Here is a 23098-nt window from a genome sequence, read left to right on the forward strand (position 1 = left end):
GGCCCTGTTGTTCAGACCATGGATGAAACGGCCTTTGCCAAGATCAACCTGGCGCTGCACGTCCGCGCGCGGCGCCAGGATGGCTATCACGCGCTGGAAACTGCGTTCGCCTTTGTCGACACCGGCGATGAACTGGCGGTAAGCCCGGCAGCGCAGGATGCCTTGCGCGTGGTCGGTGAATTTGGCGGAGAACTGGCCGATCCCTTTGGCAATATCGTGGCCAAGGCGCTGACTACGCTGCCGCGTGAGCAAGGCTGGGCGGTCACGCTGGAAAAGCGCTTGCCGGTGGCGGCCGGGCTGGGTGGTGGATCGGCCGACGCCGGCGCGGTGTTTCGCCTGGTCGAGCGGGCGCAGGGCCTGCCGAAGGATTGGCACGCGCGCGCCGCTGCGCTGGGCGCCGATGTGCCCGCTTGCGTAGCGAGCCAAGCCTGCATCGGGCGCGGCACCGGCACCGAGCTGGAAGCGGTGGACAATCACTTGGCAGGGTGCCCGGTGCTGCTGGTCAATCCGCGCATTCCGCTGGCGACCGGACCGGTGTTCAAGGGCTGGGATGGCGTCGATCGCGGCCCGCTGCCTACCGGAAACCTGCGCACCATCGCGCTGGACGGGCGCAACGATCTGGAAGCACCGGCGCTGGCGCTGGTGCCGCAGATCGGTGACGTGCTCGCCGCGTTGCGCGCCACGGGCGCATGGCTGGTGCGCATGTCCGGCTCTGGCGCGACGTGTTTTGCGCTGTTTGACGATACCGTCGCGCGCGATGCCGCGCAGGCGGCAATGCCTGGTGCATGGTGGACTCTGGCCGGAGCGTTGCGATGAGCGCCGAGGCCTGGACCCTGTTGGGCACGCCCACAACAGGTGGGGTGCTGATCGTTTCCGACCACGCATCGGCGCGTGTGCCAGGCGATATCGATCTGGGCATCGATCCTGCCCTGCTGACCCAGCACATGGCCATCGACATTGGCGTGGCCGGCATCGCCGCCATCCTGGCGCAAACCCCGGGCGTTGCGGCATTCCTGGGCGGGGTGAGCCGTCTGATCTGCGATTTCAATCGCGATGCCGATGCGCCGGGCGTTGTGCCCGAAGCGAGCGACGGGCATGCGATCCCCGGCAACCGGCTCGACGCCGCTGCTCGCGCAGGGCGGCTGGCGCGGTTCTTCGATCCTTATCATACCGCGCTGGCGCGAATACTGGCGGCGAATGAACCGGCACTAATCCTTTCGCTGCACAGCTTTACGCCGCGTCTTTCAAGTGATCCCGAACAGCAGCGGCCGTGGCACGTCGGCGTGTTGTACAACGACGATGCGCGCGCCGCAGCGCTGGCGCTCGATTGGCTGGGTCAAGAGCCGGGCCTGTGCGTGGGCGATCAGCAGCCCTATTCGGGCCGCCTGCTCAATGCCACGATGAACCGCCATGCCGAGGCGCACGGGCGGGCCTATGTCGGGCTGGAACTGCGCCAGGATCTGATTGGCGACGCGGCGGGCCAGGCGGAGTGGGCCGCGCGGCTCTCCCGGTTGTTGCCAGCGGTGGTTGCGGGCCTCGCCAAAAAGTCGCAAATGTAACCTTGGACGCGTCGGCTCACGTGGAGTAGGGGCACGTGCTTGCGCCTGCGCGGCGCGAGAAAATTGCATGCCTGGAGTTTCCGAACAATGCCCGCCTACCGCTCCCGCACCTCTACCCACGGCCGCAACATGGCGGGCGCGCGCAGCCTGTGGCGCGCCACGGGGATGAAGGATGGCGATTTCGGCAAGCCGATCGTCGCCGTGGTAAACTCGTTCACGCAGTTCGTGCCGGGCCACGTCCACCTCAAGGACCTGGGCCAGATGGTGGCGCGCGAGATCGAGGCCGCGGGCGGCGTTGCCAAGGAATTCAATACCATCGCGGTGGATGATGGCATCGCCATGGGCCACGACGGCATGCTCTATTCGCTGCCGAGCCGCGATCTGATCGCCGATAGCGTGGAATACATGGTCAACGCGCACTGCGCCGATGCGATGGTGTGCATCTCCAACTGCGACAAGATCACGCCGGGCATGCTGATGGCGGCGATGCGCATCAACATTCCCGTGGTGTTCGTTTCGGGCGGGCCGATGGAAGCGGGCAAGGTTGTTCTGCGCGGCAAGGAACACGCGCTCGACCTGGTCGACGCCATGGTCGTGGCCGCCGATGACAACTACACCGACGAGGAAGTGGCCGATATCGAGCGGTCGGCTTGCCCGACGTGCGGTTCATGCTCGGGCATGTTCACCGCCAATTCGATGAACTGCCTGACCGAAGCGCTCGGCCTCTCCCTGCCCGGCAATGGCTCCACCCTGGCGACCCACGCCGATCGCCAGCGCCTGTTCCTGGAAGCAGGTCGCCTGGCGGTGGACCTGTGCAAGCGCTATTACGAAGAGGGTGACGAGAGCACTCTGCCGCGCTCGATCGCCAACTTCCGCGCGTTTGAAAACGCGATGAGCCTCGACATCGCCATGGGCGGTTCGACCAACACCGTCCTGCACCTCTTGGCCGCCGCGCACGAAGCCGGGGTCGATTTCACCATGGCCGACATCGATCGCCTGTCGCGCCGGGTGCCGGTGCTGTCCAAGGTGGCACCGGCCAAGAATGACGTGCACATGGAAGACGTGCACCGCGCCGGCGGGATCATGGCGATCCTGGGCGAATTGGACCGCGCCGGGCTGCTGCATACCGATACGCCGACGGTTCATGCACGCACCATGGCCGATGCGCTGGCGCAGTGGGACGTGGCGCGCACCAATGCGCCCTCGGTACAGGAGTTCTATCGCGCGGCCCCTGGCGGCGTGCCCACGCAGACCGCATTCAGCCAGAGCCGCCGCTGGGCCGAGCTGGACCTCGATCGCGAAAACGGCGTGATCCGCAGCGCCACCCATGCCTTCAGCCAGGACGGCGGGCTGGCCGTGCTGGCCGGCAACATCGCCGCCGACGGCTGCATCGTGAAAACAGCGGGCGTGGATGAAAGCATCCTCACGTTCACCGGCCCGGCCAAGGTCTATGAAAGCCAGGACGCCGCGGTGACCGCGATCCTCACCGGCCAGGTGGTGGAAGGCGACGTGGTGCTGATCCGCTATGAAGGGCCCAAAGGCGGCCCCGGCATGCAGGAAATGCTCTATCCCACCAGCTATTTGAAGTCCAAGGGCCTGGGCAAGGCCTGCGCGCTGGTGACGGACGGGCGCTTTTCGGGCGGCAGCTCGGGCCTGTCGATCGGCCATGTCTCGCCCGAGGCGGCCGAGGGTGGGGCGATCGGCCTGGTGGAAACCGGTGACCTGATCGCCATCGACATTCCTGGCCGCAAGATCGATGTGCTGGTGTCGGCCGATGAACTCGCCCGCCGCCGCGCCGCGATGGAGGCCAAGGGCGCCGATGCCTGGCAGCCAGCCAAGCCGCGGGCGCGCAAGGTTTCGGTGGCGTTGCAGGCCTATGCCGCGATGACCACGAGCGCGGCGCGCGGCGCGGTGCGCGACCTGGCGCAGTTGAAGCGGAGCTGATGCTGCGCGCGGCCGCCCTGCTGCCGCTGCTGGCGCTGGCTGCCTGCGGGCAGGGCGCCGGCTCTGCGCCGGAACGGCCGATGGTCACCATCGAATGCGCCACCGATGGCGCCACCGCCTTTGCGCGCGATTGCAAGGTGGAGCCGGTGGTGGAGCAGGGCCGGCACTTGTTGGTCGTGCACCATCCCGCTGGCGGATTTCGCCGCCTGCTCAAGGTTGATGACGGGCGCGGCGTGGTGACGGCCGATGGCGTGGTGCCCGCCCAGGTGGCGTGGCTGGCCGATGGTCGGCTGGAAGTGACGGTGGGCAGCGACCGCTATCGCTTTCCCGCCAAAGTGAAGGCCGACGCCCCGGCCAGTGCCCCGGCTGGACCAGATGCTCCCGCCAAGCCCTGACCCTGTGCAAATCCTCACCGTCGCGCAGATGCGCGCCGCCGAAGATGCCCTGATCGCCGCCGGCACCGATGTCCATGCGCTGATGCAGCGGGCCGGGCGCGGCGCCGGGGAATGGGTGCGCCGGGTGGCGGCCGGGCGGCGCGTCACCGTGCTGTGCGGTCCGGGCAACAATGGCGGCGATGGCTATGTCATCGCGCACTATCTGGCCGAGGCTGGCTTGCGTGTGTGCGTGATCGCGCCCCGGCCGCCCGCCACTCCGGCGGCGCAGCGGGCGCGGGCGCTGTATGCCGGCACCGTTATGGAAAGCGCGGCTGACGGGCTGGGCGGCGTGCTGGTCGATTGCCTGTTCGGCAGCGGGCTGACTCGGCCGCTGGACGATGCATCGGCAGCGATGCTGGCCAATCTGGCCGCGCGGCACGCCTATCGGATCGCGATCGATGTGCCCAGCGGCGTGGCCAGCGATAGCGGCGAATGCCTCAATCCCGGTCTGCCCGATTGGCATCTGACCTTGGCCTTGGGGGCATGGAAGCATGCCCACTATGCGATGCCGGCTTGCGCCACGATGGGCGCGCTGCGGCTGGTGGATATTGGCGTGGGCACGGTGCCCGGCGCGGCGCATGTGCTGGCACGGCCAGTCTTGGCAGCGCCAACGGCCGATGCGCACAAGTATCGCCGGGGCTTGCTGGGCATCGTGGCCGGTGCCATGCCCGGCGCGGCGCTTCTGGCGGCCACGGCCGCGCTGCGCGGTGGGGCAGGCTATGTACAGGTCTTAGCGGGCGAAAGCGCGCTATCCGGGCCGCCGCCGGAACTGGTGGTGCGTGACACTGCCGAGCAAGCGGCGCTGGCAGCCGCGTTAGACGATAATCGCTTTGCCGCGTTACTGGTGGGGCCGGGGCTGGGCCGCGATGGCGTGGCGCGGGCTCGCCTGGCTGCAGCGCTTGGTGCAGGCCGGCCCATGGTGATTGATGCCGATGCGCTGGTCTTGCTGGTGCCGGCGATGCTGCGGGGAACACCCTTGGTGTTGACCCCGCATGATGGAGAGATGCAGGTTTTGGAACGCAATTTTGGACTTTCCGGCACGGGTGACCGGCGCGCGCGCGCCGTAGCACTGGCGCAAGCCGCCCGCGCTGTGGTGATTTTCAAGGGACCGGACAGTGTGATCGCCGCGCCCGATGGCGCTGTGACGGTGGCGCCGCGCGCGTCGTCGTGGCTGTCGGTGGCCGGCAGCGGCGATGTGCTGGCTGGCACCGTTGCCAGCCGCCTGGCCGTGCTGCGCGATCCGCATCGCGCCGCGCAGGAAGGGCTGTGGCTCCATGGCGAAGCAGCGCGCTTGGCCGGCCCGGCCTTTACCAGCGGCGATCTGGCCCACGCCATTGCCGGTGCGATGCAACAGGTGCTGGCATGAGCGCGGCACCGATCGTGCGCGTTGCCGCCAAGGGTGAGGGCGCTACGGCCGATGGCCGCTATGTCGCACTCTCTGCCCCCGGTGACATGCTGGAGGCCGATGGCACGCTGACCTGGGGGCCCAACCATGTCGAGCCGCCCTGCCGGCATTTTCCGGCCTGCGGTGGCTGCCAGTTGCAGCATCTTTCCGAAGCCGCGCTGACCGATTTCGTCGGCAGCCGGGTGATCGGCGCTGCCAAGGGGCAGGAACTGGACCCCGGCACGCCAGCGCCGACCCACCTTTCGCCGCCGCGCACCCGCCGCCGCGCCACCCTGCATGCGCAGGCAATTGGCCGCCGCGTGGTGCTGGGCTTTCGCGAGGGTGGCAGCCACAAGACCATCGACATGCGCGAATGCCATGTCATCGCGCCCGAACTGATGGCGCTGGTGGCTCCGCTGCGCACGCTGCTGGAAAGCTGGCAGGATCGCAAGTTGGCGGTGGACGTGGAATTGACGCTGGCCGATCAGGGCGTGGCCGTCGGCTTTTCCGGCCTGGTGGCCGATAATCTGGCACGGACCGAGGCGTTGCTGGATTTCGCCCGCGATCACCGCCTAGCGCGGCTGACGATCGATACCGGCTATGGCCCGGAAACCACGTGGGAGCCTGATCCGGCGACGATCACCCTGGGTGGTACCGCCGTGGGCATTCCGCCGGGCGCGTTCCTGCAGGCGACAGCCGATGGCGAAGCGGCGCTGGTCGCCGTCGCACAGGGCTGGCTGGCCGGCGCCAGCACGGTGGCTGATCTCTTTGCCGGGTTGGGCACCTTTGCCTTTGCTTTGGCCGGGCTGGGCACCAAGGTGCTGGCGGTGGAAGCCGCGCGCGATGCGCATCTGGCCTGCCAGGCGGCGGCGCGCAGCCAGGGCCGCCCGGTGCATGCGCTGCACCGCGATCTGTTCCGCAATCCGCTGCGGGCCGAAGAACTGAACCGCTTCGCTGCCGTGCTGCTCGATCCGCCGCGCGCCGGTGCGCGCGAGCAGGTGGGGCAGATCGCGGAATCAACCGTGGCGCGGGTGGTCTATATCAGCTGCAACCCGGCCAGCTGGGCCCGTGATGCGGCAACGCTGGTGGCGGCTGGCTATCGCCTGGAAGGGCTCAAGGCCGTGGGGCAGTTCCGCTGGTCCACCCATGTCGAACTGGCGAGCCTGTTCGTGCGCGCAGGCGCCTGATCAGGGCCGGCGCAATGCACAGGCTTTCCCGGCGATATCCAAGGATTGTGCGCAGGTTATCCACAGGCCTGCACACAGGGTGTCAGCGTGACCGGGTGAGCACGATCAGGCGGTAATAGCCAAAGGCGCCGGTATGGGTCTGGCAAGACAGGCCCTGCTGCGTGGCGATGTCCTGGGCCAGCTTGGCCAGTTCGGTGCGCGGCGTCACATGAAAGCGCGTCAGCCAGGCATGCAGCAGGCGGCGCAGCGGACCGGGCAGGCCGGCGGCATCGTGGAAATCGACGATGTGCAGCGATCCGCCCGGCGCCAGCAGGGTGGCGGCATGGGCCACCGTTTGTTGCCATGGCGGGATCATCGAGAGCGCAAACGAGATGACGATGCGATCGAAGCGTGCCGTGCCGAACAGCGCGGCTGCATCGAAAGCGCTGGCATCGGCCAGTGCCAGCCGCGCGCCATCGCCCAGCCGCGCCTGCGCGCTGCCCAGCATCTCGCGCGAGATATCGATGCCGAACAGCCGCATGCCGGGCCAGCGCCGCGCGATCATCGCTAGGTTGCGCCCGGTGCCACAGCCCAGTTCCAGCACGCGGGCGCCGGGCGCAGCGTCCAGCCCGCGGATCAGGCGATCGCGGCCGAACAGGTAATATTTGCGCGTGATGTCATAGATGCGCACCTGGCGGCGATAGATCGCATCCATCAGCGCGCCGTGCGCGCACGCCTGCCCGGCCAGCATCGTCATGCGCGCAGTTCGTAAAGGTGGACGCCGCCATAGATCGATGAGCGATCCCGCGCAGTAAAGCCGGCGCTGGCCTGCGCGTGATAGGTCCAGCGGTCAAGCAGGTCGGGCGCCACGCGGCCTGGCAGCAGCGTGGGCTGGGCCGCAGTGCGGAACAGCACGCGGGCGCCGGGCCGCGCGGTGCGGGTGATCTGCTGCCACAGCGCGTTGAGCTGGGTATCGGTCATCCAGTCTTGCGCATCGAGCAGGACATAGCGATCGCGCGAGGCATCGGGCAGCGTGGCGAGATGCTCGGTGAAATTGGCGTGAAGCACGGTCACGCGGCCGGCGCGGGCGCGCACGGCGTCCCAGTTCCCGGCCTGGAGATAGGGCGGCAGCGGCCCATCCCCATCGCGGGCATAGCCGCGTGAAAAGGCCTGCCAGGCGAAATAGTTCTCTTCGATCGGAAAATCGCAGGCCAGCTTTTCCAGGCGGCGACGCAGCACTTGCGCCATGCGCTGGTCCCCGGCCAAGGCATCGAACTGCGCCGGGGGAATGCCAAGACCAAACAGCGCGGCGGGCTGGTCGGTCAGCCAGCGCACGAAGCGCTTGTCGAACACCGGGGCCAGTTCGCGCTCGAACACGGCGCGCTGCGCCTCTTGCGTGGGGGCGGCCAGGATTTGTGCCAGGTCGATGCGATAGAGCTTGGCCAGCAGATGCGCCACGCCGATGAAATTGCCGAGCAGCCCGCGCTTGTAGATGCCCTTGGAAAAGCCGCCGATGCGGCGCCGGCCAATCAGGTCGCGTCCTTCCCAATAGCGGCGCGTCGGCTCATCGAGCATGGGCGCCAGATGCGCGCAATAGGCCGCGATGTTGGCCGGGCTATCCGCCTGGGCGAAAAAGCGGTGGAAGGCGGCATGGTCGGGAAGGCCCTGCGCTGCGGCCAGCTTGAGCTTGTTGAGCGCGATATGCGCGGTGTTAAGATCGACGGCCGTGATGCTTTCGGGATCGGCCACCAGATAGGACAGCACGTTGCACCCGCCGCTGGCGATCGCCACCACGCGGCTGTCCGGCCGGATCTGCAGGGCTCCCATGTCGACATCCGGGTCTTCCCAGATCTGCGCATAGACCAGCCCGCGAAACGCCAGGGCAAAGGCATGATCGAGCAGGCGGTGGGCAACGCCGGCGCCCTTGCGCACGACAGAGCGGGTGATCGGGTTGCCGGCGCCGGGTTGGCCCCGGTGGCGTTGCAGTTCCATGGCCAGTGTCTTTCCCATTCGTATGGATGGGCACCGGTTTAAGGCAGCGGCGTTGCGGTAATATGGCAAACCCGGCGGCATATCGGGTTTCGCCCCGGTTGCGTTGCCCGCAATAGGACTTGGGTTTGTCATGTGCTTGCCCTATGGGGCCTGCCCATGATGGGTCTGCCCTGTGCCGGGCAGGCCGAATGCCCCCTGTTTTCTCGAATTATGGAGTGACCATGGCTCAGGTTCTTGTGATTGGCGCCGGCGGCGTCGGCTCGGTCGCGGTCCACAAGATGGCGATGAATGCCGATATCTTCACCGGCATCGCGCTCGCCAGCCGCACGAAGAGCAAGTGCGACGCGATTGCCGCATCGGTGAAGGAACGCACCGGTGTTGACGTGGCCACCTATCAGATCGACGCAGACGATGTGGCCGCTACCACCGCGCTGATCAACCAGGTGAAGCCCATGCTGGTGGTCAACCTGGCACTGCCGTACCAGGATCTCACGATCATGGACGCGTGCCTGGCGGCCGGCGTGCACTATATGGACACCGCCAACTACGAACCGCGCGAAGAAGCCAAGTTCGAATACAAGTGGCAGTGGGCCTATCAGGAACGCTTCAAGGAAAAGGGCCTGATGGCGCTGCTCGGTTCGGGCTTTGACCCGGGCGTGACGTCGGTGTTTGCCGGCTGGCTCAAGAAGCACAAGCTCGACACGATTCGCACGCTCGACATTCTCGATTGCAACGGCGGCGATCATGGGCAGGCCTTTGCCACCAACTTCAACCCGGAAATCAACATCCGCGAAGTGACGGCCCCGGCGCGCCACTGGCTGAACGGCGAATGGGTGGAAACCCCGGCGTTGACGATCCGCCAGCAGTTCGATTTCGAGGCGGTCGGCCCCAAGAACATGTACCTCATGTATCATGAAGAAATCGAAAGCCTGAAGACGCACCTGCCGGAAATCGAGCGCATCCGTTTCTGGATGACGTTTGGCGACGCCTATATCACGCACCTCACCGTGCTGCAGAACGTGGGCATGACGCGGATCGATCCGGTGGTCTATGAAGGCAAGGAAATCATTCCCTTGCAGTTCCTCAAGGCCGTGCTGCCCGAACCGGCGTCGCTGGGCGCCACCACCAAGGGCAAGACCAATATCGGTGACATTGCCACCGGCACCAAGGACGGCGTTGAAAAGACGTTCTACATCTACAACATCTGCGACCATGAAGACGCCTTTGCCGAAACCGGCAACCAGGCGATCAGCTACACCACTGGCGTTCCGGCGATGATCGGCGCGGCGCTGATGGTGCAGGGCCTGTGGAAGGGCGAGGGCGTGTTCAACATCGAACAGCTCGATCCCGATCCGTTCATGGACATGCTCAACCAGCATGGCCTGCCCTGGCAGGTGAAGGAATTGGCAGGCCCACTGCAGTTCTGAGGTCTCGCAAGGCCTCGCACCACCCCCCGACCCCCTCCTCTCAAGAGGAGGGGGAGTAAGACCCAAATAGCCCCCTGCTCTTCAGAGGAGGGGGTTGGGGGTGGTGGAAGCCACCCGCACACCACAGAAAGGCCGCACCTTCATGGAAACCAGAGCCGGTGATCCGGGCGCCTTCGCCCATTTCGATCTGTCGCGCGTCGACAGCCCAGCTTTCGTCGTCGATGTGCAGGCCCTGCGGCGTAATCTGGCAACCCTGGCGGACATTCGCGATCGGGCCGGGATCAAGGTTCTGGCCGCGCTCAAGGCCTTTTCGATGTGGCAGGTGGCGCCCGTGGTGGGCGAATACCTCGACGGCGTGTGCACTTCGGGCCTGTGGGAGGCCAAGCTGGCGGCCGAGCACTACCAGGGCGAGATCGCGACCTATTGCGCGGCCTACAAGGCGGAAGACCTGGCCGAAATCTGCGCGCTTTCGGATCACGTGATTTTCAATTCGCCGTTCCAGATCGCGCGCTTTGCCCCCGTGCTGGCGCAGGCGCGCGCCGATGGCCAGGCGTTCGACGTGGGCCTGCGGATCAATCCGCTGCACCAGGAAGGTGAAGTGCCGCGCTATGACCCCTGCGCGCCGCATTCGCGCCTGGGCTTTCCGGTGGACCAGTTGCAGCCAGAGCATCTCGAGGGCGTGTCCGGCCTGCATTTCCACACGCTGTGCGAGCAGGATTTCGAGCCGCTGCGCCGCACCTGGGACGCCTTGCTGCCGCGTATCGCGCCGTTCCTGGGCCAGTTGAAGTGGTTGAACTTTGGCGGCGGCCACCATGTGACCCGCGCGGATTACCAGCGCGATGACCTGGTGGCCTTCCTGCGCGAGGTGAAGGCCCAGACCGGGTGCGAGATCTATCTCGAGCCCGGTGAGGCCGTGGCGCTCGACGCCGGCATCCTGGTGGGCACCGTGCTCGATCGCCATTGGAACGGCGTGGACATTGCGATCACCGACATTTCGGCCACGTGCCACATGCCCGACGTGATTGAGGCACCCTATCGTCCGGCAATGCTGGGCGAGCTGCCGATCGACGAATACGAGGATGGCGCCGGCGATGCTCCGGTGCGGCTGGGCGGGCCATCGTGCCTGGCGGGGGACGTGATCGGCGACTATCGCCTGCCGGTTCCGGCCGAGCCGGGCGTGCGTTTCGCGTTCTTGGATCAGGCGCATTATTCGATGGTCAAGACGACCACGTTCAACGGTGTGCCGCTGCCCTCGATCTGGTTGTGGGACAGCGGGGCGGACACGCTCAAGCTGGTACGCCGGTTTGCCTATGAAGATTTCCGCGACCGGCTGAGCTAACCGGAAAATATCTCTTTAAAACAGTCTGTTGCCCGCTCTCGTCGAGGTGCTATCTGCGCCCGGACGGGGCGGGGGTGCGCCAGTCCGAGGCTGGCACTGTGACAGATTTGTGAAAGGGGGATTTTTTCGCTTGAAGTTCCCCCCCTGAGCCTTATTTAGCGCTTCCTCGCTGCCCCATGGGGACTTCCAAACCGCAAGGCAGCTTTCGTTCCACGTTCCGTTTGGGGGTCCCTTGAGTTGCACATTCATCCTGATGCACGGGCTGTAGTTCGCGCCACCGCGCCTGACCAACCCGCCATTTTGAACCGCCCGCATGCAGCAGCGCGCGCAGCCCGCTTCTTTGTTGAGAAGTTTCCGGGCAAGTCGCTCTATGCTGTCAAAGCGAACCCCTCTCCTGACCTCCTGCGCATCCTCTGGGACGCTGGTGTCACGCACTATGACGTAGCCTCGATCACCGAGGTCAAGCTGGTGCGCGCCACGCTGCCGCAAGCTACGCTGTGCTTCATGCACCCGGTCAAGGCGCCGCGCGCCATTGCCGAGGCCTATCACGTCCATGGCGTGCGCACGTTCAGCCTCGACTCGCTCGACGAATTGGAAAAAATCCGGGAAGCGACCAATGGCGCCACCGATCTCACGCTCTGCGTGCGCTTGCGCGTATCGTCCGAGCATTCGGAACTGAGCCTGGCGTCGAAGTTCGGCGTCGACCTGGTCGATGCGCGTGAACTGCTGCAGCAGACCCGCCAGTTGGCCGATTGCCTGGGCGTGTGCTTCCACGTGGGCAGCCAGGCGATGAGCCCGCATGCCTATGTGCTGGCGCTGGAAAAGGCCCGCGCCGCGATCGTCGATGCTGCCGTGACGGTGGACATCATCGACGTTGGCGGGGGCTTCCCGTCGGTCTATCCGGGCATGGAGCCGCCGCCGCTCGAAGATTACTTCGCGCTGATCGACCGTACCTACGAATCGCTGCCGGTGTCCTACTCGGCCGAGCTGTGGTGCGAGCCGGGCCGTGCGCTGTGCGCGGAATACAACTCGATCATCGTGCGCGTTGAAAAGCGCCGCGAGAACGAGCTGTTCATCAACGACGGCGCCTATGGCGCGCTGTTTGATGCCGCACATGTGGGCTGGCGCTTTCCGGTGCGCCTGCTGCGCGAAGCCGACAACGATGCCGCTGGCAGCGTCGAGGCGCAGGACTTCAGCTTCTATGGCCCGACCTGCGACGACATGGACTTCATGGAAGGGCCGTTCCCGCTGCCCGGCGATGTCCGTGCCGGCGACTATATCGAGATCGGTATGCTCGGTGCCTATGGTGCGGCGATGAAGACCGCGTTCAATGGCTTTGAAGCGGTGGAAACCTACACCGTGGCGGACGAGCCGATGGCCAGCCAGTACAACGGCAGCCGTCGCCACCTGCGCACCGGCGACAACGTGGTTTCGCTGCGCTGAAAATATGAAACCGGCGGATTGCGGTCCGCCGGTTCATTTTTGTGTCATGTTGCAATCGATATAATTTGCCCACATCCCGAGTCCAATCGGGTCGCAACCCAGAAAAAAGGCCCCGTCGATCGCATCGGCGGGGCCTTTTTTGTTGTGTAGTATGGGGCGTTGCGGCCCGTGCTGCATGGCGGCCGAAACCGCCACGCAGCCGTGGTCATCAGAACTTGATGCCAGCCGTAACGCGCATGTAGCGGCCCATCACAGCGTCGTAGTAGCGGGTCGAAGTCGCGCTGCCGAGGGCATAGGGGAACGGCAGGCTGCGATTGAAGACGTTGTTGACGTTGAAGCGCAGGCTGAAACGGTCGTTGACGTTGAAGCCGAGTGCGCTGTTGAACAGCACATAGGCGCCCACGCGCGGGTATTGATACACCGTGTCGGCCGAGTTCACCGCAACCTTGGCCGGGCCATAGTAGGTAGCCTGCCACATCCAGTTGATCGACTTGGTGGCCCAGACTGCCGTTGCCGTGAAGTTGTCGGTCGGTTCGGCAACGCCGCCCACCGTCTTGGTGAAATCGCCTTCACCGATCTGGTAGTAGTGGCGGAAGGTATGCAGGTAGTTCACGTCGAACAGCAATGCACCGGCCGACGAAGGCAGGCCGAGGCGGCTGAGCGGGAGGTTCCACTTGGCCGAGGTCTGCAGGGCCCGGAACACTTCCAGACCGATGTTGTAGTTGCCTTCGGCAAAGCCATTAACCTGGCCTTCCGCGTCACGCGAGAACGTGCTGCAATACGGACTGCTGCCGCTGGCCGAGTCATAGCAGGCGTTCATGAGATCGGTCAGGCTGAGCGTTGCGATCTCGTTCTTGATCTTGATATTCACATAGTCGCTGGTGATCGTCAGGCCAGGGAGGAAGCTGGGCTGCAACACGCCGCCGATCGTCCAGCTGTTGGCCACTTCGTTGCGCAGCTTCGGATTGCCACCCGAGGTGCCCTGCGCTGTATAGTCAACCACGTTGGATGTGAAGTTGGCGGGAACGCCCGCTGCGGCGCAGTTGGCGGCGCGGTTCGTCGGGTTTGGCCCCTGATTGATGTACCGCTTGTCGCACGGGTCGTTGGCGGTGTCGAAAATCGACCCGATCGGTGCAAACAATTCCGTAATCGACGGTGCGCGGAACGAGCGGGTGTAATTGCCGCGCAGCGTCAAGTCCTTGACCGGTGCATAAGTGGCGCCGCCGGTATAGGTCCAGAAGCCGCCAGCGATGCTGTTCTTCACATAGCGGCCCGCCGCGTTGACTTCGAAGCGATATACCGCCGGCACTGCGTTGTCGGGCGAGATAAACGGCAGGCTGATTTCGCCAAAGCCTTCATTGGTGTTGTAGCTGCCCGCCACCGGATCGATCGGGATCGAGTTGCCATACTGCGACCGCGTGCCGTCGCCGTTGTCCTGGCCGTAATAGAACGCACCCGGATCGAAACGCGCGCTTTCATAGCGATGCTCGTAACCCAGCACGAACTTGGCAAAGCCGCCCGGCAGCTTGACGAGATCGCCCTTGATATCGGCGATGATGTCAGACTGTTTGTTGATCTGGCGGGTGGTCGCCTGTGCGGTGATATAATCGAGCGCGGCCTTGCTGGCGTTACCATTGCCAAAGATGTTCAGCGGCGCACAAGTGGAGCTGAACGTGGCAATCGCGGCATTGGTATAGCCCGGGCGGCAGATGATGTTGCCAGTGCCGTCGGTGGTGGCATCAAGCGCGTTGAAGAAATTCTGCGTGACGATTTCGCGCGAGGTGGTGCTAGAAATGGAACGGCCGTATGTGCCGTTGATTTCCCAGGTGAGCTTACGTTCACCTGCTTGAATATCGCCGGTCAGCCCGCCAACAAAGCGTAGAAGGTCGGAACTGGTGCGGAATTCGCCCGTCGAAAGATCGGTATTCGCGCGCGACATGTAGAAGCGGCTGGGGTTGGCGCCGTTCGCCGTCAGGCTGCTGATGATCGTGGCGCGATCCGCCGCGCTCAGGAACGGGTTATCCGTGCTTAGGATAAGGTTGCCGTTCGTGTCGCCCGCTCGGCCGAAACCACGATAGTTATAAAACGGCTGGCCAGCAGTGTTCGACGCGTAATTCCGGCTGAACCAAACTTCACCATTGAATCGGATGCTGTCGCTCACATCGTAGTGCGCGAGGACAGTGCCCTGATAACGCTCAGACGAAACGAGGAAGTTGCTGTAGTCGCCGATCGCAAAGCCGTCACCGCCAGCCTGGGAAATGAGGCTGCCAGTTTCCTGACCATTTTTGAACGGCACCAGTTGGCCGGCACGGTTGAAGACCAGTGCCTGGCCACCTGCGTTGGTGATCGCGGCAGCTGGAGCATTGCCTAGGATCGGATAGTTGTCCCGATACATCGGCATGCCGGTGTTGGTGAACACGTTATAGTGCAGGCCGCCACCGTAGAGCTGGTAGGCATACGTGGTATCGCCCAAGGCCGTCCCGAAGAACGATGCCTCGCCACCATAGGTGGTCGGACGCTGCGCGCCGGTGATGCCGTTCTGCTTGTCGTAGAAGAAGTTGGCAGTGATGTTGCCGCGGCCCTCGGCGAAATTCTTGCCGGCTAGCACCGAGAAGTTGTAGTCCTGACCGTCGCCATACTTCGACAGGCCATAGGAGCCATTGGCTTCCACGCCGTCGTAGTTCTTCTTCAACAGGATGTTGACGGTACCGGCGATCGCGTCAGAGCCATAGATCGGCGCACCGCCGACCGAGACGACTTCGATGCGGTCAACCAGGCTCGGCGCGATCTGGCCGAGGTCCACCGGGCTGCCGGCAACGGCGCCGAAGATCGAGCCGGTCGCCGGGCTGACGAAGCGCATGCCGTTGACGAGGGTGAGCGTGCGCTGCGAACCCAGGTTATAGAGGTTGGCAAAGGTCTGGCCGGCGCCGAAGCTGCCCTGGTCACCGGCGACGCTGTTGCCCGGAACGCCGAAGCCCGGCAGCTGCTGCAGCGCCTGGCCCACGTTGGTATAGCCGCGCTGCTCGATCAGGTCGCTGCCGAGCGTGGCCACGGGCTGGTCGGTGATCGGCGCGCGGGTGATGCGCGAACCAGTGACGACGATTTCGGCGTCGGACGCGTCGGCCGGTGCAGCCTGTTCCGCCGAGGCGGGGGCCGCGTCGGTGGATTGTGCGTGCGCCACGCCAGCCAGGGTCAGAGGAACAAGGAATGACGCCGTAGCTGCCAAGGCACGCATGCGGCGCTGCGAAAAAGTAGTCGCGGCCATAAAGCCCCCGTTTGTTGCAAGTGCGACCAAACTTGCGTGGGAGGTATCAAAACGCAACTGTTTTGCGCCAATTCGATCAATGGCTTGTCCGGGTGTTGCAGCCAGGTTACACCCTGGCCTTTGGGGCAATACTGCGGCATTCGTTCGCAACACACGGCATCGCTCGCGCGCTGCAACGCACGTGGTTGCACCTTGGTTCCCGCCCTTTTCCGCATGATCGATTTCGGCAATCTTTGTGACCGGATAAATCTGTTTCCGCCAAGCCACGAATTGCGGAAAGACACACCCTGAACTCGTGATGAAGGGGAAGTGTATTTGCAACGCCGGGATGACATGATCTGAAATCCACGAAATTGCTGTTTCTAACCTGTCATCAGGCATTTTGCCTGATGGTCGCGTTCGTTCTGTTGGTCTGAATATATTCGGAAACAATTCGTGCCGCACGCCATCGCGTTTGCGGCAGCGCCTATGTTTGTCTTATCAAAACGCAGGAGATTGTTGCAATGCGTCATATTCATCGCTCGCTGGGCGCTTTGTGTCTGGCGATGACTGCCCCTTGGGGCACATCGCTGGCCCATGCCGAAGCAGCGGCCCCCGCCGCAACCGCACCCACGGCCATGGCCGCGAGTGAGACTGCCACTACCAACAAGGATTGGTGGCCCAACCGCCTCGACCTGTCGCCGCTGCGCCAGAATGACGTGAAATCGAATCCCTATGGCGCCGATTTCGATTATGCTGCTGCGTTCAAGACGCTCGATCTGGCGGCAGTGAAGGCCGACATCGCCAAGGTGCTGACCACGTCTCAGCCGTGGTGGCCGGCCGACTATGGCAATTACGGCCCGTTCTTCATCCGCATGGCCTGGCACAGCGCCGGCACCTATCGCACGGTCGATGGTCGTGGCGGATCGGCCGGCGGCGAACAGCGCTTTGATCCGCAGAATTCCTGGCCAGATAACGCCAACCTCGACAAGGCGCGCCGCCTGCTCTGGCCGATCAAGCAGAAGTATGGCCGCAAGATCTCGTGGGGCGATCTCATGGTGCTGACCGGCAACGTCGCGCTGGAGCAGATGGGCTTCAAGACCCTGGGCTTTGCCGGTGGCCGCGTCGATGCGTGGGAGCCGGACATGGTGTTCTGGGGCAGCGAGAAGAAGTGGCTCGACGGGGCGAACAGCCGCATCGGCGCCAATGGCCAGCTCAAGGGCCCGCTCGCCGCGGTGCAGATGGGCCTGATCTATGTGAATCCCGAAGGGCCGGGCGGCAATCCCGATCCGATTGCGGCAGCGGCCGATATCCGCCGCGCCTTTGGCCGCATGGCGATGAACGACGAGGAAACTGTGGCGCTGATCGCCGGTGGCCACACTTTCGGCAAGGCGCACGGCGCGCACAAGCCGGAGGAATGCACCGGCCCGCAGCCGGCAGCCGCCCCGGTGGAAGACCAGGGCTTCGGCTGGAAGAACAAGTGCGGCAAGGGCAACGCCGAAGACACCGTGACCAGCGGCTTGGAAGGCGCATGGTCGGCCAATCCGATCGCGTTTACCACGCAGTATCTCGACAACCTGTTCGGGTTTGACTGGGTGCTGACGACCAGCCCGGCCGGTGCCAAGCAGTGGACGCCCAAGAACGCCAAGGACGTGCAGATCGTGCCCGATGCGCATCTGGCCGGCGTGACACACGCGCCGATGATGTTCACCACCGATATCGCGGTGAAGGAAGACCCCGGCTTCCGCGCCATCGCGCTCAAGTTCCGCAAGGACCCGCAGGCGTTTGCCGATGCCTTTGCCCGCGCCTGGTTCAAGCTGACCCACCGCGACATGGGCCCCAAGGGGCGCTACATCGGCCCTGACGTGCCAGCGCAATCGTTCCTGTGGCAGGATCCGCTGCCCAAGGCCGATTACGCCATGATCGATGCCGGTGACATCGCCAAGCTCAAGGCGCAAATCCTGGCGAGCGGGCTGGGGCAGCGCGAACTGATCCGCGCCGCCTGGGCTTCGGCCAGCACGTTCCGCAGCACCGATATGCGGGGTGGCGCCAATGGTGCGCGCATTCGCCTGAGCCCCGAAAAAGCCTGGGCGGTCAATGATCCGGCCGAGCTTGACGCGGTGCTAGCCAAGCTGGCGGCAATCCAGGCCGGCTTCAACAAAACCGCGCCGGGCGGCAAGAAGGTGAGCCTGGCCGATCTGATCGTGCTGGGCGGCAATGCGGCGGTGGAACAGGCCGCAGCCAAGGGCGGCGTCACGCTGGCGCTGCCGTTCACGCCAGGCCGTGTCGATGCCACCCAGGCGCAGACCGATCCGGCCAGCTTTGCCGTGCTCGAACCCGTGGCGGATCCGTTCCGCAACTATTACGATGCCCCGTCGAACTGGCAGGGCCCGGCGGAAGCCATGGTGGACAAGGCCGATATGCTGGGCCTGAGCGTGCCGGAAATGACCGTGCTGCTGGGCGGGATGCGCGCGCTCGATGCCAATACCGGCCATTCGGCCAACGGCGTGCTCACGGCCAAGCCTGGCACGTTGAGCAATGATTTCTTCGTCAACCTGCTCGACATGGGCACGGTATGGAAGAAGTCTGACAAGGCAGCGGGCCTCTATCAGGGCAGCGACCGTGCCAGCGGCAAGCCGCGCTGGACGGCGACGACGGTGGACCTGATCTTTGGCTCCAATTCCGAACTGCGCGCCGTGGCCGAGGCCTATGCCATGGACGATGCCAAGGAACAGTTCGTGCGCGATTTCGGCGCGGCCTGGACCAAGGTGATGAACGCAGATCGGTTCTGATATGGGTGGAGGTGGGGGCTGGGCTGGTGCCTGGTTTCCACCATCCCCAAACCCCATCCGCTGAAGAGGATGGGGCTTAAAGAAAAAGGCCCCCGGATTGCGGTCCGGGGGCCTTTTCCTGTGTTTGAGGATGAAAGCGTCAGGCGGCCTGGCGCTGCGACATTTCCAGTTCAAGCCGTTCCCAGATTTCCACCAGGGCTTGCGTCAGGTCGCGCATCATCGCCTCGGTGTGGGCCGGGCCAGGGGTGAAGCGCAGGCGCTCGGTTCCGCGTGGCACGGTGGGGAAATTGATCGGCTGCACATAGACGCCGTATTCCGCGAGGAGGATGTCCGACACCTTCTTGGCGCGGACCGGATCGCCGACCATCAGCGGGACGATGTGCGTAGTGCTGTCCATCACCGGCAGGCCGGCATCGCGGAACAGCTGCTTGAGCGTGGCGGCGGCGGCTTGCTGGGCGTCGCGCTCTTCGCATGACGCCTTGAGGTGGCGAACCGAGGCGAGCACGCCGGCCACGAGCACCGGCGAGAGCGAGGTGGTGAAGATGAAGCCCGGTGCATAGGAGCGGATCACGTCGATGATCCGGCTGTCGGCTGCGATATAGCCGCCCATCACGCCAAAGGCCTTGCCGAGCGTGCCCTCGATAATGTCGATGCGGTGGGCCGCGTTGTCACGGTCGGTGATGCCGCCGCCGCGCGGGCCATACATGCCCACGGCGTGGACTTCGTCGATGTAGGTGAGGGCGTTGTACTTGTCGGCCAGGTCGCAGATCGCGTGGATCGGGGCGACATCGCCGTCCATCGAATAGACGCTTTCAAACGCGATCAGCTTGGGCACGGCAGGATCGGTTTCCGCCAGAAGTTCTTCCAGATGCTCCAGATCGTTGTGACGGAACACGCGCTTTTCCGCGCCGGAGTTGCGAATGCCGGCAATCATGCTGGCATGGTTCAACTCGTCGGAAAAGATCACGCAGCCCGGCAGCACCTTGGCCAGCGTGGACAGCGTCGCGTCGTTCGAGACATAGCCCGAGGTGAACAGCAGCGCGCCCTGCTTGCCATGGAGATCAGCCAGCTCGTTTTCGAGATCGACGTGATAGTGGGTGTTGCCGCCGATGTTGCGGGTGCCGCCAGAGCCAGCGCCGACATCGTGCAGCGCTTCTTCCATGGCGGCGATCACCTTGGGGTGCTGTCCCATGGCGAGGTAATCGTTGGAGCACCATACGGTGATCGGCTTGGGGCCGTTGTGGCCGGCAAAGCAGCGCGCGTTGGGATAGGCGCCCTTGTTGCGCAGGATATCGATGAAAACGCGATAACGACCTTCGGAGTGCAGGCGATCGATGGCAGCATCAAAAATCTGGTCGTAGTTCACTGCTTGCTGCTCCTTCGTTCCTGCAGCTGACCGGCTGGGCCCGGATTGCCTCGCGATGAAGCACTGCCAGGCGGCCGCGTCTTTGTCTTATCGCAACAAAATCCCATCCTGCGGTGAATGCACGGGTTGGATAATGCCACATCGTTGTTGTGCGCCCGCCACCTCTCTCCCAAAAGGCGTTTGTCGCGGGTTGCCAGGCGCTTCTACTCCCCGCGGTAAAGTCTTGCCAAGTGACTTTTGCGGTTTGAGTGATCGAAGCGATTGCACTTTAGGTCAATGCGGCAAAATGCCCCAGGCGGCGCGCCGCAACGCTCAAGCCTTGCCCACCTGGTCAAGGCCATGTGCCGCCAGCGTGGGCGCCAGTTCGGCCACGGCATCGTCAAGGCGGGTGAACAGCGCAAGGTCGGGCACGCGGCGGGCAAATTCCTGGCCCTGGGTAAGGAACGCGATGCGCCGCGCGATGCCGTCAGAGCCATCGATGAAGCGCACTCCTGGTCCGAATGCTTTGCCCAGCTCGGCCTCTACCAACGGGAAATGCGTGCAGGCCAGCACAACGGTATCGATCTGGGCGCCGCCCGGCTGTTCGCGCAGGGCCTGGGCTGCTGCGGCAAACACAGCGGGATCAACCGCATGGCCCCGCAATTGCGCCTCTGCTGCGGCAACCAGTTCGGGCGCCCCGTGCCGCAGCAGGCGCTTGTCGGCGGCAAATTCTGCTTCCAGCCGATCGACATAGCCCTGGCGGATGGTGGCCTGCGTGCCGAGCAGGCCGATCACGCCAGTATGCGTCATCGCGGCGGCGGGCTTGATCGCCGGCACCGTGCCCACGATCGGCACCTCCAGCACTTCGCGCACCGAGGCCAGTGCAATGGTGGAGGCCGTGTTGCAGGCAATGCATACCAGGCGTGGACGCAGCCGCTCGGTCAGGCGGCCGAGCAGGCCCGATACCCGCGCAGCGATCTGTGCCTCGGTCTTGGTGCCATAGGGCAGGCCCGCATTATCAGCCACATAGATCACCGGCGCCTGGGGCAGCACCTGCCGCAGCTTGGCCAGCACCGACAGCCCGCCGACACCGGAATCGAACATCAGGATCGGCGCATCGGCCGGCGGCATGGCGGGATCGGAAGCGGTGGCAGCAGCGGTCATGGCCGCGCTTGTAGCGATAACGGTGGTAAAAAGGGAGGGCGTGCCACCTTTCGATTGTGCGCAACCACGGCTAAGAGCGGCGGCGTGACCCATGACCTTGCCCTTCCGGCCTGCATCCTGGCCTATCTGCTCGGCGCGATTCCCTTCGGCCTGATCCTCACCCGATTGACCGGGGCGGGTGATCTGCGCGCGATTGGGTCGGGCAATATCGGCGCCACCAATGTCTTGCGCACCGGGCGCAAGGGGCTGGCGGCCAGCACGCTGCTGCTCGATCTGCTCAAGGGCAGCGTGGCGGTGTGGCTGGCCCGCGCCTATGCCCCCGGCACCGAGGCGCTGGTCGCGCTGGCGGCGGTGATCGGGCACTGCTTCCCGCTGTGGCTGCGCTTCAAGGGCGGCAAGGGCGTGGCGACCACGATGGGCGTGGCACTGGGCCTCGGCTGGCCGATTGGGCTGGCTTATGCGGTGGTGTGGCTGGGCATGCTGGCGCTGGTGCGTATTTCCTCGGTCGGCGGCATGTCCGCCGTGGTGGTGGCGCCGCTGGCTGCGCTTGCCATCGGGCGCAGCGATTATGCGCTGGTGCTGGCCGTGATCGCCGCGCTGGTGATCTTTTTGCACCGGGCCAATATCGCCCGCCTGCTCGCTGGAACCGAGCCGAAGATCGGCGGCAAGAAGAACACCGGCGGGGACGCCGCCTGATGAACAGCGCGGACGAAGCTGCGGCCCTGCCGCTTTCGTCCGACGAGGCGCTGGCCCGGCTGCGGCTGCTGCGCTCACCCAACGTGGGGCCGGTTTCCTATTACCAGTTGCTGCGCCGCTTTGGCAGCGCCGGCGCTGCGGTGGAGGCTTTGCCCAGCCTGGCGGCGCGGGGCGGGGCGCCCTATCGCCCGGCCGATGCGGCGCGCATCGCGGCAGAGGCGGCCAGGGTGCGCGCGCTGGTCGGGCGTTATCTCTTTCATGATTCGCCGCACTATCCCGCGCTGCTGGCGCAGACCGACACGCCGCCACCGATCCTGACGATGCAGGGCGATGCCGCGTTGCTGGCGCGGCCGGCGGTGGCACTGGTGGGCGCGCGCAATGCATCAGCCGGGGCGATGCGGCTGGCGCGCGAATTTGGCGCGGCGCTGGCCGCAGCCGGCTTTGCCGTGGTTTCCGGCTTGGCGCGCGGGGTGGATGGCGCCGCGCACCAGGGCGCCTTGTTGCCCGACGTGGCGGCGGGTGGCGGGGGCACCATCGGCGTGATTGCTGGGGGGCTGGACAGTATCTATCCGCCCGAACATGCCGCGTTGCAGGCGCAGATCGTGGCGCAGGGCGTGCTGCTCGCAGAAATGCCGCCGGGCACCGAACCGCAGGCCCGCCATTTTCCCCGGCGCAACCGCATTATCGCCGGCCTGTGCGCCGGCACGGTGGTGGTGGAAGCCGCGCCCAAATCGGGCTCGCTGATCACCGCGCGGCTGGCGGCAGAGGCGGGGCGGGAGATCATGGCCATTCCCGGTTCCCCCCTCGACAGCCGCAGCCAGGGCTGCAACCAGCTGATCCGCGAAGGCGCGATCCTGGTGCAAAGCCCGGCCGACGTAATCGAACTGCTCGAAAGCTTTACCGGCACGCCGCGCTCCACTTTTCACGAAGCAGCCGTGCCCGTGGCGCTCGACAGCACGCCGGCCGACGATGCGCCGGCCGATATCGTCGCGCTGCTCGGCACTGCGCCGGTTGGCGTGGATGAACTGGTGCGGCTGAGCGGCGCGCCGGCCGGATCGGTGCAACTGGCGCTGATCGAACTGGAACTGGCCGGGCGCCTGCTGCGCCATGCCGGGGGGAGGGTGTCGCTTGCCTGAACGCACGCCTGAACCGTCGCTGAAAATCGGGGG

Annotated in this window: 17 protein-coding genes; 12 read left to right on the plus strand and 5 right to left on the minus strand. The window is 65.2% G+C overall.

Annotation, left to right across the window (positions count from 1 at the left end; genetic code table 11):
* Nucleotides 1-18 precede the first annotated feature (18 nt).
* The 6 genes from IP65_RS05420 (at nucleotide 19) to IP65_RS05445 (ending at nucleotide 6508) form a co-directional block, all read left to right on the plus strand.
* Nucleotides 19-816, plus strand: coding sequence for a 4-(cytidine 5'-diphospho)-2-C-methyl-D-erythritol kinase (locus tag IP65_RS05420; protein WP_022675290.1), 798 nt, complete (start codon nucleotides 19-21; stop codon nucleotides 814-816).
* Nucleotides 813-1559: an N-formylglutamate amidohydrolase gene (locus IP65_RS05425; protein WP_054131074.1), complete on the plus strand. Its 747-nt coding sequence runs from the start codon at nucleotides 813-815 to the stop codon at nucleotides 1557-1559. Before IP65_RS05420 ends, IP65_RS05425 begins: the two co-directional genes overlap by 4 nt.
* 87 nt (nucleotides 1560-1646) lie before the next feature.
* Complete coding sequence (ilvD, locus tag IP65_RS05430; protein ID WP_054131075.1) at nucleotides 1647-3503, plus strand: dihydroxy-acid dehydratase; 1857 nt, start codon at nucleotides 1647-1649, stop codon at nucleotides 3501-3503.
* Nucleotides 3503-3898: a hypothetical protein gene (locus IP65_RS05435; protein WP_054131076.1), complete on the plus strand. Its 396-nt coding sequence runs from the start codon at nucleotides 3503-3505 to the stop codon at nucleotides 3896-3898. The genes ilvD and IP65_RS05435 overlap by 1 nt, the downstream gene beginning before the upstream one ends.
* A 28-nt stretch (nucleotides 3899-3926) precedes the next feature.
* Nucleotides 3927-5303 (plus strand): NAD(P)H-hydrate dehydratase, encoded by a 1377-nt coding sequence (locus tag IP65_RS05440; protein WP_231627563.1) that lies wholly within the window; start codon nucleotides 3927-3929, stop codon nucleotides 5301-5303.
* Nucleotides 5300-6508: a class I SAM-dependent RNA methyltransferase gene (locus IP65_RS05445; protein WP_054131077.1), complete on the plus strand. Its 1209-nt coding sequence runs from the start codon at nucleotides 5300-5302 to the stop codon at nucleotides 6506-6508. Before IP65_RS05440 ends, IP65_RS05445 begins: the two co-directional genes overlap by 4 nt.
* 82 nt (nucleotides 6509-6590) lie before the next feature.
* Here IP65_RS05445 and IP65_RS05450 read toward each other — a convergent pair whose 3' ends face one another.
* Nucleotides 6591-7244 (minus strand): class I SAM-dependent methyltransferase, encoded by a 654-nt coding sequence (locus tag IP65_RS05450; protein ID WP_231627564.1) that lies wholly within the window; start codon nucleotides 7242-7244, stop codon nucleotides 6591-6593.
* On the minus strand, nucleotides 7241-8497 hold the full coding sequence (locus IP65_RS05455; protein WP_231627569.1) for a DUF3419 family protein: 1257 nt from the start codon (nucleotides 8495-8497) through the stop codon (nucleotides 7241-7243). The genes IP65_RS05450 and IP65_RS05455 overlap by 4 nt, the downstream gene beginning before the upstream one ends.
* Before the next feature lie 203 nt (nucleotides 8498-8700).
* On the opposite strand from IP65_RS05455, the gene IP65_RS05460 reads away from it, so the two are divergent.
* From IP65_RS05460 to IP65_RS05470, 3 genes are all read left to right on the plus strand, one after another.
* A complete protein-coding gene (locus tag IP65_RS05460; protein WP_022678258.1) occupies nucleotides 8701-9906 on the plus strand; it encodes a saccharopine dehydrogenase family protein in 1206 nt (401 codons plus the stop codon).
* Between the two features lie 142 nt (nucleotides 9907-10048).
* Nucleotides 10049-11245 (plus strand): carboxynorspermidine decarboxylase, encoded by a 1197-nt coding sequence (locus tag IP65_RS05465; RefSeq protein ID WP_054131080.1) that lies wholly within the window; start codon nucleotides 10049-10051, stop codon nucleotides 11243-11245.
* A 237-nt stretch (nucleotides 11246-11482) separates the two neighbouring features.
* Nucleotides 11483-12688, plus strand: coding sequence for a type III PLP-dependent enzyme (locus IP65_RS05470; protein ID WP_054131081.1), 1206 nt, complete (start codon nucleotides 11483-11485; stop codon nucleotides 12686-12688).
* Nucleotides 12689-12896: 208 nt separating this feature from the next.
* Here the strand turns inward: IP65_RS05470 and IP65_RS05475 are convergent, their stop codons facing one another.
* Complete coding sequence (locus IP65_RS05475; protein WP_231627570.1) at nucleotides 12897-16334, minus strand: TonB-dependent receptor domain-containing protein; 3438 nt, start codon at nucleotides 16332-16334, stop codon at nucleotides 12897-12899.
* Nucleotides 16335-16456: 122 nt separating this feature from the next.
* Here IP65_RS05475 and katG point away from each other — a divergent pair, with 122 nt between their 5' ends.
* Nucleotides 16457-18724 (plus strand): catalase/peroxidase HPI, encoded by a 2268-nt coding sequence (katG, locus tag IP65_RS05480; RefSeq protein WP_054131082.1) that lies wholly within the window; start codon nucleotides 16457-16459, stop codon nucleotides 18722-18724.
* Nucleotides 18725-18863: 139 nt separating this feature from the next.
* On the opposite strand, the gene hemA is transcribed toward katG, so the two are convergent.
* Nucleotides 18864-20090, minus strand: coding sequence for a 5-aminolevulinate synthase (gene hemA, locus IP65_RS05485; protein ID WP_022678263.1), 1227 nt, complete (start codon nucleotides 20088-20090; stop codon nucleotides 18864-18866).
* 312 nt (nucleotides 20091-20402) lie between these two features.
* Entirely contained in the window at nucleotides 20403-21233 is an 831-nt protein-coding gene (gene murI / locus IP65_RS05490) for a glutamate racemase (protein WP_054131083.1), read from the minus strand.
* 84 nt (nucleotides 21234-21317) lie between these two features.
* On the opposite strand from murI, the gene plsY reads away from it, so the two are divergent.
* Complete coding sequence (gene plsY, locus IP65_RS05495) at nucleotides 21318-21929, plus strand: glycerol-3-phosphate 1-O-acyltransferase PlsY (RefSeq protein ID WP_022678265.1); 612 nt, start codon at nucleotides 21318-21320, stop codon at nucleotides 21927-21929.
* A complete protein-coding gene (dprA, locus tag IP65_RS05500) occupies nucleotides 21929-23065 on the plus strand; it encodes a DNA-processing protein DprA (protein ID WP_054131084.1) in 1137 nt (378 codons plus the stop codon). The genes plsY and dprA overlap by 1 nt, the downstream gene beginning before the upstream one ends.
* Nucleotides 23066-23098: the final 33 nt, after the last annotated feature.

The sequence above is a fragment of the Novosphingobium sp. AAP1 genome (genome assembly GCF_001295765.1).
In the GTDB taxonomy this organism is placed as follows: Bacteria; Pseudomonadota; Alphaproteobacteria; order Sphingomonadales; family Sphingomonadaceae; genus Novosphingobium; species Novosphingobium capsulatum.

What these genes read in the sequence shown, in the direction of transcription:
- IP65_RS05420 (WP_022675290.1), top strand. Translation starts at nt 19, where the DNA reads ATGGATGAAACGGCCTTTGCCAAGATCAACCTGGCGCTGCACGTCCGC.
- IP65_RS05425 (WP_054131074.1), top strand. Translation starts at nt 813, where the DNA reads ATGAGCGCCGAGGCCTGGACCCTGTTGGGCACGCCCACAACAGGTGGG.
- ilvD (WP_054131075.1), top strand. Translation starts at nt 1,647, where the DNA reads ATGCCCGCCTACCGCTCCCGCACCTCTACCCACGGCCGCAACATGGCG.
- IP65_RS05435 (WP_054131076.1), top strand. Translation starts at nt 3,503, where the DNA reads ATGCTGCGCGCGGCCGCCCTGCTGCCGCTGCTGGCGCTGGCTGCCTGC.
- IP65_RS05440 (WP_231627563.1), top strand. Translation starts at nt 3,927, where the DNA reads ATGCGCGCCGCCGAAGATGCCCTGATCGCCGCCGGCACCGATGTCCAT.
- IP65_RS05445 (WP_054131077.1), top strand. Translation starts at nt 5,300, where the DNA reads ATGAGCGCGGCACCGATCGTGCGCGTTGCCGCCAAGGGTGAGGGCGCT.
- IP65_RS05450 (WP_231627564.1), bottom strand. Translation starts at nt 7,244, where the DNA reads ATGACGATGCTGGCCGGGCAGGCGTGCGCGCACGGCGCGCTGATGGAT.
- IP65_RS05455 (WP_231627569.1), bottom strand. Translation starts at nt 8,497, where the DNA reads ATGGGAAAGACACTGGCCATGGAACTGCAACGCCACCGGGGCCAACCC.
- IP65_RS05460 (WP_022678258.1), top strand. Translation starts at nt 8,701, where the DNA reads ATGGCTCAGGTTCTTGTGATTGGCGCCGGCGGCGTCGGCTCGGTCGCG.
- IP65_RS05465 (WP_054131080.1), top strand. Translation starts at nt 10,049, where the DNA reads ATGGAAACCAGAGCCGGTGATCCGGGCGCCTTCGCCCATTTCGATCTG.
- IP65_RS05475 (WP_231627570.1), bottom strand. Translation starts at nt 16,334, where the DNA reads ATGCCTGATGACAGGTTAGAAACAGCAATTTCGTGGATTTCAGATCAT.
- katG (WP_054131082.1), top strand. Translation starts at nt 16,457, where the DNA reads ATGCGTCATATTCATCGCTCGCTGGGCGCTTTGTGTCTGGCGATGACT.
- murI (WP_054131083.1), bottom strand. Translation starts at nt 21,233, where the DNA reads ATGACCGCTGCTGCCACCGCTTCCGATCCCGCCATGCCGCCGGCCGAT.
- dprA (WP_054131084.1), top strand. Translation starts at nt 21,929, where the DNA reads ATGAACAGCGCGGACGAAGCTGCGGCCCTGCCGCTTTCGTCCGACGAG.